Here is a 13,367-nt window from a genome sequence, read left to right on the forward strand (position 1 = left end):
CATTCGTTTTAATCTCAAAAATTAGGCCTATTTTCCTGGACGGGCAAATTAAATACGTGATAACAACTGGTTTCCGGCGGGCGCCCTTCTGTTTTGCCGTGGCGGGTCTGCCGGATATCGCACGTTTTAGCGTAAATTTGAGTTTCCATTGAAACGCAAACGTGGGCTATCCCGGCATGAAACTAAAACTTCACCAGACAGACTTGTTTGAAGACCGTCACCACGGTCAAACCAATACGGCCCAGGCCGAAATGCTTCAGACTCTTGGCGTCAATACCCTAGATGAGTTAATCGATCAGACCGTGCCGGAAGCAATCCGGCTTGAGCAGCCGCTCAACCTGCCCGCCCCCAAATCAGAAATTCAGTTTCTGACCGACCTTAAGCAGTTAGCGGCTCAGAACAAGGTTTATAAATCCTACATCGGCACCGGGTACTACGATACCATCACGCCCAACGTAATTCTCCGCAACATTCTCGAAAATCCGGCCTGGTACACAGCATACACGCCTTATCAGGCCGAAATTGCACAGGGCCGACTCGAAGCTCTGCTTAATTTCCAGACGGTTGTCTCGGACCTGACGGGTATGGATCTGGCCAACGCGTCGCTGCTCGACGAAGCAACCGCGGCAGCCGAAGCTATGACAATGCTGTACGCTACGCGCCCGCCCGCCCGCAAAACGGCAACAACGTACTTTGTGTCCGAGCGTTGCCACCCGCAAACCATTGACGTTATACGTACCCGGGCTACGCCAGTTGGTATTACGGTACTTGTCGGCGATCACCGCTCGGTCGATCTGACCAGCGGAGACATTTTCGGATTGCTGCTTCAATACCCGGCATCCGACGGCGAAGTGTTTGACTACACCGACCTGATCGCTACGGCGCATGAGTTGGGCATCACAGTCGCCGTAGCAGCCGACCTGCTGGCGCTAACATTACTGACCCCTCCAGGCGAAATGGGGGCTGATGTTGTAGTTGGCTCTTCGCAACGGTTTGGCGTTCCTATGGGCTACGGTGGTCCCCACGCAGCCTTTTTTGCCACCCGGGACGCGTTCAAGCGCCAGATTCCCGGCCGCATCATCGGCGTATCCGTCGATGCGCAGGGCAACCCGGCGTTGCGTATGGCACTGCAAACCCGGGAGCAGCACATCCGGCGCGAAAAAGCGACGTCAAACATCTGTACAGCGCAGGTTCTGCTGGCCGTCATGGCGAGCAGCTACGCCGTTTACCACGGTCCGGCGCGTCTGCGCGCGATTGGCGAGCGGGTACACGGCCTGACCAAAGTTTTCGCGACCGCCCTGCGCTGGAATGGCTACGAAGTCAGCACCGAGAATTACTTCGACACGATTACGGTCAAAGTTGACGATACGCATTCCCTGAAAAAATCGGCACGGGCGGCTCAGCTTAACCTGCGTTACCTACCCGATGGCCAGCACGTTGGCGTCTCGTTCGATGAAACGAAAACGCTCAACGACGTAACGGAGCTGCTATCGGTTTTTGGAGTCAAAGCAAATATTGACGCTATTGTTGAAGAACTGGAAATTAAGTGGCCCGAGCGCTTAATTCGCCAGTCGGATTACCTGACGCACCCGGTTTTCAATACGCACCATACCGAGCACGAGATGCTTCGGTATCTGAAGTCGCTGGAAGAGAAAGACCTGTCGCTGGTTCATTCCATGATTTCGCTCGGTAGCTGCACGATGAAATTGAACGCCACGGCCGAGATGATCCCCGTTACGTGGCCGGAATTTGGCAAGCTACATCCCTTCGCCCCGAAAGATCAGGCCGCTGGTTATCAGCAGTTGTTCAACGATTTATCTGCCTGGCTCTGCGAAATCACGGGTTTTGCGGCCATGTCGCTGCAGCCGAATTCCGGTGCACAGGGAGAATACGCGGGTCTGATGGTTATCCGGGCCTACCACGAAAGCCGGAACGAAGCGCATCGAAACATCGCTCTTATTCCGCAGTCGGCACACGGCACCAACCCCGCCAGCGCGGTTATGGCTGGCATGAAAGTCGTCATTGTGAAATGCGACGAGCGCGGCAATATTGACGTGGCCGATCTGAAAGCCAAAGCCGAACAGCACAGCAGCGACCTGTCGTGCCTGATGGTGACGTATCCGTCGACGCACGGTGTTTTTGAAGAAAGCATCAAGGAGATTTGCTCAGTCATTCACCAGAACGGTGGGCAGGTATATATGGACGGTGCAAACATGAACGCGCAGGTAGGTCTGACATCGCCCGCAAGCATCGGTGCCGACGTTTGTCACCTGAACCTGCACAAAACGTTCTGTATTCCACATGGCGGTGGCGGTCCCGGTATGGGTCCAATTGGTGTTGCTCCGCAGCTGGTGCCGTTCCTGCCCGGCCACGTTGACCTCGGCAGCGAAGGAGCCGTTTCGGCCGCTGCTTATGGCTCCGCCAGTATCCTGACGATTTCCTACGCCTACATTGCCATGATGGGCGGTGAAGGGCTGACCAACGCCACCAAACGGGCAATCCTGAACGCCAACTATATTAAAGCTCGTCTGGAAGGCCATTACGAAACGCTTTACACCGGCCTAAACGGTCGGGCTGCGCACGAAATGATTATTGACTGCCGTCCGTTCAAGCAGGCTGTAGGCATTGAAGTTGAAGATATCGCCAAGCGTCTGATGGACTATGGTTTCCATGCACCGACCGTATCGTTCCCGGTTGCCGGTACGATGATGATCGAGCCGACCGAATCCGAATCAAAGGCTGAACTTGACCGCTTCTGCGACGCTATGATCGCGATCCGGAATGAGATTCGTGAGATTGAAAACGGGACGGCCGATCGCACGGACAACGTTCTGAAATACGCACCCCATACGGCTTCGGTTGCACTGGCCGACGATTGGACCCGCTCATACAGCCGCGAAAAAGCAGTTTATCCTTTGCCGCAAGTTCGCGCCCGGAAATTCTGGCCGAGTGTGAGCCGAATTGATTCGGCCTACGGCGACCGCAATCTCGTATGCGCCTGCGTACCGACGGAGGCTTACGCAAGTGAAGTTGCCGAAGAAGTCAGTGTAGAACAACAGGCCTGACAGGGCCTAACAACTATAAAAAGGGGACGCTCGCGATGAGCGTCCCCTTTTTTGTGTTTTGAGGTTGTGCGGCTTGGCTTAGGCAACTACAGCTTCGGCCAGCACCAGCACTCGGTTCTGAAGGACTTCAACAACGCCACCATCTACCGTGAACGTCTGCTGTCCCGAAGGTGTCTGCACAACAACGGGGCCACGAGCCAGCGTACTGACCAGGGGCGCATGGTTGTTCAGGACCTGAAACTGACCTTCGCTACCCGGAAACGTTACCGAGGAGGCTTCGCCAGAAAAGACCTTACGGTCGGGAGTAATAATATCTAACGTCATAGCAATCTTGCTTACAAAGCTCCTTTTACGAAATTAAGCACGCGGCCATTCTGATTCGCCACCGATGGCCACGTGGCCTTAGCAGTAGTTTATTCCAGCCTGAGGCCTGGTAAAAACAAAGGCAGTCCGCAATGAAGCTTGTAAACGCTGTCTGTAACATCGATTTACGGCTCACAACGGACTGCCCGTATGAATTACTGTCCGGCTTCCTTCATCATCCGCTCACCCTTCGCAACGGCATCTTCAATTGTACCGACGAGGTTGAACGCGGCTTCCGGCAGGTGGTCGTACTTACCGTCGATGATCTCGTTAAAGCCTTTAATTGTATCTTCGATGGGTACCAGAACGCCCTTCAGACCCGTAAATTGCTCGGCCACGAAGAACGGCTGCGACAGGAAACGCTGTACCCGGCGGGCCCGACTTACGACGAGCTTATCTTCTTCCGAAAGTTCTTCCAGACCAAGGATAGCAATGATATCCTGCAATTCTTTATACCGCTGCAGAATCTCTTTCACGCGCTGAGCCGTGTTGTAGTGCTCATCGCCCAGGATTTCGGCAGTCAGAATCCGTGAAGTTGAATCAAGCGGGTCCACGGCCGGATAGATTCCTAACTCAGCAATCTTACGGCTCAATACGGTTGTAGCATCCAGGTGAGCAAAGGTCGTTGCCGGAGCCGGGTCGGTCAAGTCATCGGCAGGTACGTAAACGGCCTGTACTGACGTAATCGAACCGCGCTTGGTCGACGTAATCCGCTCCTGCATGACACCCATTTCGGTTGCCAGCGTCGGCTGATAACCTACGGCCGACGGCATCCGGCCCAGCAGAGCCGATACCTCCGAACCCGCCTGCGTAAAGCGGAAGATGTTATCGACGAAGAACAGAATGTCTCGACCGGCACCCTGACCATCGCCATCCCGGAAGTGCTCGGCGATGGTCAAACCTGACAGGGCTACCCGAGCGCGGGCTCCCGGTGGTTCGTTCATCTGACCGAATACAAACGTTGCCTGGCTTTGGGTCAGCTCTTCGGTATCAACTTTTGTCAGATCCCAGCCGCCTTCTTCCATCGAGTGTTTGAACTCTTCGCCGTAACGGATAATCCCTGCTTCGATCATTTCGCGCAGCAGGTCATTTCCTTCGCGGGTCCGTTCGCCCACACCGGCAAATACCGAAAGACCTGAGTAGGCTTTCGCAATATTGTTGATCAATTCCTGGATCAATACGGTCTTGCCCACACCGGCTCCACCAAAGAGACCGATTTTACCGCCTTTCGCGTAAGGCTCGAGCAAGTCAATTACTTTAATACCCGTGAAAAGTACTTCGGTTGAAGTCGCCAGGTCTTCAAACTTGGGCGCTCCCCGGTGAATTGGCAGGCCACCCGCGCTTTTGGGCTGGGGAATACCGTCAATGGCGTCGCCAACAACGTTGAACAACCGGCCCCGAACATTTTCGCCCGACGGCATGGTGATCTGGTGACCAAGGTCCGTAACGTCCATCCCGCGGAAAAGTCCATCGGTCGAGTCCATGGCAATGGTCCGAACGCGGTCTTCACCCAGGTGCTGCTGAACTTCCAGAATCACCTGCTGACCATTGGCTTTGGTTACTTTGAGGGCGTCCAGAATGGCGGGAATCCGCGAGCCTTCGCCCTCGAAACTCACGTCCACGACCGGCCCGATTATTTGCGTAATCTTACCCGTATTGACTGCCGTTTCCGTAATCATTTGTATGTGATATAGCTTATAGAAATGTTACCCATTGTTTGGGACTGCAAAAGTAGGAGAAAAACCGCGCAAAGTAAAGGGGCGGTTTCATCATTTTATAGCTCGTTCAGAACAGAACCGGTTTATTAGTGAGGATTTTAGGAAATCCGACGGCCCAAAGCTAAAAACAGCGGATTTGCACAAAACACAGTCGGGCCCAGAAGTCAAACGGTTCATTCGGATTAGATATGCGTTTGTCTTTCTAGACATTGATTGACTGCGGCCTGGCTTAGCGGTACCGATTCGTTACGGTTCAAATGCTCTTCGCTGTGTGTATCATTAGATAGATGCCTTGGCAGACGCCTGTATGAAGATCTACTCCCACTACGCCTGTGCTTCAGCTACGTCAATCAATCGCTTTACCCGGCGTTGGTAGCAAATGCAGTAAGTTTTGGATTAAATTCAGGAGATGGCTGCAGGAAAATCAGGATTGGCTACTTTAGCCTGTTCCCCAAACCAGTAATTCATGAAACGACTTCTCTTCCCCTTGCTGTTCGTCGGCCTGAGCGCATCGGCCCAGTCACTTTCCAAACCCGAAACCCGGGTAATTGCCACTATTCAGAATCAGTTACCCGAAACATTTCAGTTTCTGGAAAAGGTTGTCAATATCAACAGTGGCACTCTGAATAAGGAAGGCGTTCGGACTGTTGGCAAACTGATGGCTGATGAGTTCGAAAAACTAGGGTTCAAAACGGAATGGGTGTCACTGCCCGATTCCCTCAACCGGGCGGGTCATCTGGTCGCAACCCGGCAGGGTAAAAAAGGAAAGAAGTTGTTCTTGATCGGGCACCTGGACACCGTTTTTGAAAAAAGCCTGCCTATGGAACCCTTCACCCGGATCAACGATTCAACGGCTACGGGGCAGGGGGTGAATGACATGAAAGGGGGCGATGTGCTCGTGATTGCGGCTCTGAAAGCACTACATGCCCAGAAACTGCTCGACGATACATCGATCACGGTTTACTTTACGGGCGACGAAGAATCGTCAGGAGGAGCCGAAAGCCGGACTGATTTTATTGAGCGTGCCCGACAATGCGATCTGGCGCTGGCGTTCGAAAGTGCGCAGGGATTGCAGAAAGTGACCACTGGTCGTCGGGGTTCCAGCAGTTGGACGCTCACGGTAAAAGCCCGGACAGGTCACTCTTCCCGTATCTTCAACGAACTCGGCTACGGCGCTATCTACGAAGCAGCCCGCATCCTGACCGAATTTCGCCGGACGCTGGGGCAGGAAGAATACCTTACGTTCAACCCCGGCCTGATCGTGGGCGGCTCGGAGGTATATTACGACAACCAGACCGCTCGAGCCGAAACCGTTGGCAAAACCAATATTATAGCGGGTTCCGCCCTGGTAAAAGGCGATCTGCGTTTTCTGACGGAAGCGCAGAAAGAAAAGGCTCGCGCCAGAATGCGGGAGATTGTCGACAAAAGTCTGCCGCTTACCAAAGCCGCAATTTCATTCAACGACGGTATTCCGGGTATGGAACCTACTCCTGCTAATGATGGCCTTCGCCAGCAGGTCGACAAAATTAGCCGCGACATGGGTCTGGGGCCCGTTGTCGCCGTTGATCCAAGCCAGCGTGGAGCCGGTGATGTGTCGTTCATTGCTCAGTATATGCCCTGCCTGGATGGCCTGGGTGCATCGGGGAAAGGCGCGCACAGTATCGAAGAGAGTTTGAATACAAAGGAATACCCATTGCTGATTCAGCGGGCGGCCCTGCTCATCTACCGACTGACACGCTGATAGCGCCACCGCATAATCCGGAAATCGCTTAGCCGACTAAGCGCAATATGCAGTTAATGACTTGCGTGACGTTATGGCTGATGGGACGTATGCGTTAGGCACTAACCAGCCTTCAACTACGTTTCTCTTTCATGTCATCCTTGTTTTTCTGGAAAGAATGGAGCCGTTCGTACCGGCTTACCTATCTGCTTAGTCTTATTGTTTTCATTATCAGCCTGGTTCTATTCGTGGTGGCGTGGGCGCGGGGCCTGGCCAACGTAGTCCGCTGGGATGTCCTGAGCGAACTCAACGAATTGCCGGTTGCTTTTCACACATTCACCGACGGCCTGCTGGATTATGTCGTTAGAGGCAAAGCCTACGCGGTATCAGAGCAGTTCGTAGCCTCATCCATGCAGGTACGGCCGGGGGTTGCCACGGCTTTTCTCTCGGGAATCTGTATGGCGTTTGTACTACTGCTGAGCGCCATTACGCGCTTTGACCGAACCCGATATCTGGTCAGCATGGGCATGCTCATACTTGGGCTGGCTTTTTTCCGCTGGGAAATGCTGGAAGTGCCCGGTCTGGCCAGTAACTATTTGTTTCTGCTGCTGGCTTTTTTGTTTGGCTCCTTAAGCTATTATTTCCACGCGTTCCGACCCGACTACCCTATTCTTGTCCGACTAGGTGCGTTCAGCGTGCTCACAGGCCTGATCGCCATAACGCTGAATCTCTTATCGCCGGTGCCCTACCCGGCTATGGTGGTTATCAGTTACGGCATGCCCGTATTACTGGCATTCAGCGTTGGGTTTCTATTTTTCATCTCACCTGAAATCATTGCCGGACTGGTCTGGATTACGTCGGCCGGACGCTCGGACAGTACTGATCCGCAGACCACGACGCGCCGAGCGTTAGGCGTAAATAATTTCCTGTTTATCAGCTTTCTTTATTTAATCAACCTGGCATTAATCTGGCTCAAGAACACTAAATCCATTGACTGGGATGTGTTGGCAATCAGCCCGTTCATCTTATACATTACGTCGGTTTCGCTCGGCGTCTGGGGGTTTCGGCGGTTAACCCAGCAGCAGGACGCAGTCTCTTTTCGGGATGGTGGTGCCTACCTCTACGTCGGCCTGGCCCTGCTCACGACGTTAACGATGGCCTACGTTTTCGCTACTGCCAATGACCCGCTGGTCGAATTGTTTGAGGATGCGATTGTGTATACTCATCTGGCTATGGGGCTGATTTTTGTTGCTTACGTAGTGATTAATTTCTGGCCCATTTATCAGCAGAACCTGCCCGTTTATCGGATTTTGTACAAACCCAAACGACTGGAGTTAAGTCTGTTTCGCATCGTGGGTGTTTTTGGCGTCCTGGTCTTGCTGGCGTCGGGTGGCCTGATTACTGTCCGGCAGGGCGTTGCGGGTTATTATAATGGGCTGGGCGATTATTACCTGGCTGCCAATGAACCGAATTCGGCTCATGCCTTTTACCAGCTCGCCCTGGAGCAGGAGTTTCAGAACCACAAGTCCAACTATGCGCTGGCCTCGCTGGCGCTCGCACAGAACAACCAGACGGCCGCTTCTTTCTTCTTCCAGCAGGCAACGCTCAAACAACCGAACCCGCACGATTACGCGGGTTTAGCGCAGACGTACCTCCAGACCGATCTCTTTTTCGAGGCAGTGAAAACGTTACAGCGGGGCCTGCGGGTTTTTCCAAACAGTAGCGAACTACAGAATAACCTAGGGTATCTCTACGCCCGCACGAGTGTGGCCGATTCGGCCTATTACTATCTGAAAGCTGCTACCGAACACGCCGACCGTGATGAAGTTGCCCAGTCGAACTTACTGTCTTTTTATGCCCGCAACCCCGTTGTTCTGACGGCCGATTCGAGTTTGACGAAAAATCTGTCCGAATCAGATTATGAGTCGTATCAGGCCAACGCCCTGGCGTTACGTCTGCTAGCCGACAGCGATACCACGCAGGCTCATCGACCCGGCTGGTTAACGGGCAAGCAGGCAGACGAAGGGCTTAGCGTTGGGCGATTTGCCAGCCTGTATAATTACGCTTTGGTTAATCAACACCCCGATACAAGCCTGACGGCAACGCTTCGGCACCGTTCGGCTGACCCAGCGAATCAGGACTTTGCCGATGACCTTTTGCTTGCCCGCGCCGTAGCGGAATATACTGCGCATAATCCTGCAGAAAGTTTTGCCTTGCTTGAACAGGTAGCCCAGGGCGACACCCGGAACGGCGACGCTTACCGGCAGACAACGGGGCTGTTAATGCTCGAACAGGATTTGTATCGTCAGGCTGCCGATATATTGGGAAATAATACGGATACTACCTCAATCTATTACCGCGCCGTGGCTTTCACCAAAGCGGGGGATCTGGTAGCAGCTCAGTCACTCTGGGAAACGGCGGCCCGAAATGACCCCGCGGTGCAGGCACTCAAACAGGTGCTATATAACGAGCGGAAGCCGGAAACCGACCTTGAAAAAGCCTTTTACGTTACGTATCGATCTGACGATCTCAACCGGGGCACTTATTGGGAAACCATTCGGGATGGCAGCCTGAAAACGGTAGCGGGCGTATCGCTGGCCAACGACTACCTCGATCAGTTGCAGTGGCGGAATGCCCAGTTGGTGCTGTCTGGTCTGCCAGACCCTAAAGCGACGGAGGTAAATGCTTTCGCGACATCCTTACGTAACGTTGCGGCCCTGCGTCTGTCGGCGTTTCGGCGGAGCGTCGGCTCAGCGCAGACTATGGCAAAGGAGCCGATTCTGGTACAACATGAAGCCGAACGTAACTACTGGCTCGGCCAGACCTACGAACGAACCCGGCAGCCTGCACAGGCCCGGCAGGCGTACCAGAAAGCTCTGCAACTGGCTCCGCTTGACCCACGCATTGCAGCCTCAGCAGCTCAGCTTGAACGTCAGCAGAAGCGCGTAAAACAGGCATATGAGATTGTACTCAAAGCGTTGCCCTTCAACGAAAACAACGTCGAGTTGCTGAAAACCTATATTACGCTTTGTCTCGACTTAAGTCTGTTTGATTACGCAGCGGATGCGCTGGCTAAGTTACAGGCTGCAGCCAATCCCTCCGACTATCAGGCGTTTCTGACGACTTATCAGGAAAATCTGGCGTCAATCGAAAAGGCGCGCCAAAAGTTTATGGAATAGTGTAGCTTTGACTTACCCTAAACTATGGACAATATGAACAAAAAACTGAGCTGGACAAAAGAAGCGTTCAGCCGCGATATAGTCATAACCGAAAACAACCAGGTGGTTGGGGGGATGTCCCGCAATGTCTTAAGTCACGACGTTAACGCGTATCTATATGACGTACAGATTCGTTTCGACGTAACGGGTTTTTTGTTTCACAAAGTCAATATCCACGACCTTAAAGCCGATAACCGAATCATTGGCCACATTGCTCTGCATTTTGGGAAACGGGCTGAACTGCAGCTGGAGACAGGTGAGTTGTACACCTGGAAACGGCATAACATGCTGATGCGCGAGTGGGACATGATCCGGGAGGGCGCTACTGATGCCGAAGATCAGGAAATTGTTAATTATACACTGGTTCGTCAGTTCCTGGCCGATCATGGCGACATTAATGTAGACGATACGAGTCCAGGTACGGCTATCGTGGTGTTAGCCGGCCTGTTTATCCGTAATTATTTCCAACGCCGTCGGCGCGCAGCCGCTGGTATCATCGCTGTCAGTGGGTCGTAACGACAATTTGCATGAATATTATCGAAACCCGCGACATCGCTAAACGCTACGTAATGGGCACCGAAGTGGTCGAAGCCCTTAAATCCATTACGATCAGTATTCAAAAAGGAGAGTATGTCGCGTTTATGGGTCCATCGGGATCTGGGAAATCCACGCTGATGAACATTGTCGGCTGTTTAGACTCGCCTACCTCCGGGCAATATATTCTCAATAATCAGGACGTCAGCCGTATGGGTGAGAACGAACTGGCCGAAGTGCGAAATAAAGAGATTGGCTTCGTTTTCCAGACGTTCAACCTGCTGCCTCGCCAGACCTCGCTCGAAAATGTAGCGCTGCCGCTTATCTATGCGGGCTATAGCAAAGCCGACCGCACGGAAAAAGCGATGCTGGCCCTCAAAAATGTGGGTTTGGAAAATCGCGCCGGTCACCGTCCCAATGAACTGTCGGGTGGTCAGCGGCAACGGGTGGCGGTTGCCCGGGCCTTAGTTAACGACCCCAGTATTCTGCTCGCCGACGAGCCAACGGGTAACCTCGACACCAAAACCTCCTACGAAATCATGGATCTTTTCGACCAGATTCACAGCAAGGGCAACACAGTCATTATGGTGACCCACGAAGAAGACATTGCTGAATACGCCCACCGGATTGTCCGGCTCCGCGACGGCCTGGTTGAAACCGACCGCGCGAATACCAACATCCGCAAAGCCAATGTCCTGATGCAGTCCATAGCATCGGCGGAGTAAGGAATTACCAAACCGAACACTAAGTAAGGGTCAATTGCTGGTGATTAAGTGGATGTTTTAGTAGCTCCCATGCTTCTTTAAACACGGCCGACTTTGGCTTACGCTGCCTTTTTTCCACTTCAACTAAGTGGATTTCAGACCCATATGCCACAAAGTCAGCTACGGGCAGAATGTAGAACGTGTGCAGTGCATCAATGTAAATAACTGCAAAATCAAAATCTGTAGTCTGATAAACATCACGAACCATCTCGCGTCGGTTTGTTTTTGTGCGTCGTGTGTCTACCACATAATTCCCACGTTTTTCATCAAACCAGGCGCTTTTCACTTGAATTTTAAGTAATCGGCCAGCAATATCGAATACCAGGTCATAAGGCAACCGGTCACCTACTGGTTTGCAGACTCCCCAGCCCCAACGCAATGCCTGTAGGATAACAGCCTGTTCGGCTATATCCCCTTTTTGTTTTGTCAACATACTTTCTCAAATAATATTTTGACAAAATAGGTATAAAAAGAAAAAGCCACTGAAATTCAGTGGCTTTTTAGTAGCGGGAGCTGGACTCGAACCAGCGACCTTTGGGTTATGCTTACTACTACAACTTTCGTTGCCCTCAGCAGCCTGAGGTTTGTAGTCTGGACTGTCTCTTCGCCCTCACCATTACATGTTAGGGTGCCTACCATTCAGTCTCTACACCTTCCCGAAGTCTCCTTCAGGCTTGGCTCGGGATTACCGCACTACCGGCTTCCCCGAATTTGGCAGGTTAACATACCGGCGTTTCCCCCGGTACCGCCCATCAATCGTCATACGCCTGAGCTTTTAGCTCGCTAATCAGCAATGTGCTTCCTGATTAGACTAACGCTGACGTTGCAATTAACTTGAGCCCAACGAGCTACCAACTGCTCCATCCCGCGATGTTTGGACTGCAAAAGTACGACGACTTTCTAGATATACAACACCTATCAGCAAAAAAAGTTTTACGTCGATCCGGAAACGTTTTTTGCAGGGGCAGGGTTGTTCACAAAGCCACTGGTAATCAACCCGTGGGATCACCTATGTATGAATACAGAAGTAATAGAAAGTTTTCCGGCCGATCATAAGGCTGGATTTGTGAGTATCGTCGGTAAGCCGAACGTCGGTAAATCGACCTTGATGAACCAACTCGTCGGCGAACGGTTGTCTATCATCACCTCCAAGGCGCAGACTACCCGCCACCGCATTATGGGTATCCTGAACGGTACCCACAATGGCCAGGAATTTCAACTCGTCTACTCCGATACCCCTGGCATCATCAAACCGCTTTACAAGCTTCATGAGTCCATGATGAGTTTCGTGCGCGGTTCGCTGGAAGACGCCGATGTGGTTCTGTTCGTAACGGATATTTTCGAGCAGCACGATGAAAACGACGTAATCGAACGGCTGCAGAAATCGGAAGTGCCTATTCTGCTGCTCATCAATAAGATTGACCAGGCGACGCAGGAACAGGTTGAGGAGAAAATTGCCTATTGGCAGGAGCATTTCAAGGCGCAGGAAATCATCCCGATTTCGGCCCTGAACGGGTTCAATATCGACCGGGTGTTTGAAGGCATCATCAGCCGTCTACCCCTGCATCCGCCTTATTTCCCGAAAGATGAACTGACCGATAAGCCGGAGCGTTTTTTTGCGTCGGAGATTATCCGTGAGAAGATATTTCTGAACTATAAGAAAGAGGTTCCGTATAGCAGCGAAGTTGTTATTATCGGTTTTAAGGAGAAAGAGGACATCATTGTCATCCAGGCCGAGATCCTGGTCGAACGCGCTACCCAGCGGGCGATTCTGCTCGGTGAAGGAGGCAAGATGATTAAAAAGACGGGTATTATGGCCCGCGAAGAGCTGGAACGCTTCTTCGGCAAAAAAGTATTTCTGGAACAGTTCGTCAAAGTAGAGCCCGACTGGCGGCAGAAAGAGCGTACGCTCAAGCGGTTAGGGTACGACGAATAGTGGCTGGTAATTCCTCGCTGGTGAAACTCGTTCATTGGCTGCCAACCGC

Annotated in this window: 9 protein-coding genes; 6 read left to right on the plus strand and 3 right to left on the minus strand. The window is 52.5% G+C overall.

Going from position 1 to position 13,367, the window contains the following annotated elements; genetic code table 11:
* Positions 1 to 176: 176 nt before the first annotated feature.
* On the plus strand, positions 177 to 3,065 hold the full coding sequence (gene gcvP / locus HNV11_RS21180) for an aminomethyl-transferring glycine dehydrogenase (protein WP_171741563.1): 2,889 nt from the start codon (positions 177 to 179) through the stop codon (positions 3,063 to 3,065).
* Positions 3,066 to 3,143: 78 nt separating this feature from the next.
* On the opposite strand, the gene atpC is transcribed toward gcvP, so the two are convergent.
* Both atpC and atpD read right to left on the minus strand, forming a co-directional pair.
* Entirely contained in the window at positions 3,144 to 3,389 is a 246-nt protein-coding gene (atpC, locus tag HNV11_RS21185) for an ATP synthase F1 subunit epsilon (RefSeq protein WP_171741565.1), read from the minus strand.
* A 194-nt stretch (positions 3,390 to 3,583) separates the two neighbouring features.
* The gene (atpD, locus tag HNV11_RS21190) at positions 3,584 to 5,107 is read right to left on the minus strand and encodes a F0F1 ATP synthase subunit beta (protein WP_171741566.1); all 1,524 of its coding nucleotides are present in this window, start codon (positions 5,105 to 5,107) and stop codon (positions 3,584 to 3,586) included.
* A gap of 505 nt (positions 5,108 to 5,612) precedes the next feature.
* Between atpD and HNV11_RS21195 the strand changes: the two genes are divergently transcribed.
* The 4 genes from HNV11_RS21195 to HNV11_RS21210 all read left to right on the plus strand — a co-directional run bounded on the left by HNV11_RS21195 (position 5,613) and on the right by HNV11_RS21210 (position 11,343).
* On the plus strand, positions 5,613 to 6,887 hold the full coding sequence (locus HNV11_RS21195) for a M20/M25/M40 family metallo-hydrolase (protein WP_171741568.1): 1,275 nt from the start codon (positions 5,613 to 5,615) through the stop codon (positions 6,885 to 6,887).
* Positions 6,888 to 7,018: 131 nt separating this feature from the next.
* Positions 7,019 to 10,045, plus strand: coding sequence for a tetratricopeptide repeat protein (locus tag HNV11_RS21200; RefSeq protein WP_171741569.1), 3,027 nt, complete (start codon positions 7,019 to 7,021; stop codon positions 10,043 to 10,045).
* Positions 10,046 to 10,078: 33 nt separating this feature from the next.
* Positions 10,079 to 10,600, plus strand: coding sequence for a hypothetical protein (locus HNV11_RS21205; protein ID WP_171741571.1), 522 nt, complete (start codon positions 10,079 to 10,081; stop codon positions 10,598 to 10,600).
* Between the two features lie 11 nt (positions 10,601 to 10,611).
* Positions 10,612 to 11,343 carry an ABC transporter ATP-binding protein gene (locus HNV11_RS21210; protein ID WP_171741572.1) on the plus strand — a complete coding sequence of 244 codons (732 nt, stop codon included), beginning with the start codon at positions 10,612 to 10,614 and terminating at the stop codon, positions 11,341 to 11,343.
* A gap of 19 nt (positions 11,344 to 11,362) precedes the next feature.
* Here HNV11_RS21210 and HNV11_RS21215 read toward each other — a convergent pair whose 3' ends face one another.
* On the minus strand, positions 11,363 to 11,815 hold the full coding sequence (locus HNV11_RS21215) for a group I intron-associated PD-(D/E)XK endonuclease (protein WP_171741574.1): 453 nt from the start codon (positions 11,813 to 11,815) through the stop codon (positions 11,363 to 11,365).
* A 582-nt stretch (positions 11,816 to 12,397) separates the two neighbouring features.
* Here HNV11_RS21215 and era point away from each other — a divergent pair.
* Positions 12,398 to 13,318, plus strand: a complete 921-nt coding sequence (era, locus tag HNV11_RS21220; RefSeq protein ID WP_171741576.1) for a GTPase Era — start codon at positions 12,398 to 12,400, stop codon at positions 13,316 to 13,318.
* Positions 13,319 to 13,367 lie beyond the last annotated feature (49 nt).

This window comes from Spirosoma taeanense, assembly GCF_013127955.1.
Lineage (GTDB): Bacteria > Bacteroidota > Bacteroidia > Cytophagales > Spirosomataceae > Spirosoma > Spirosoma taeanense.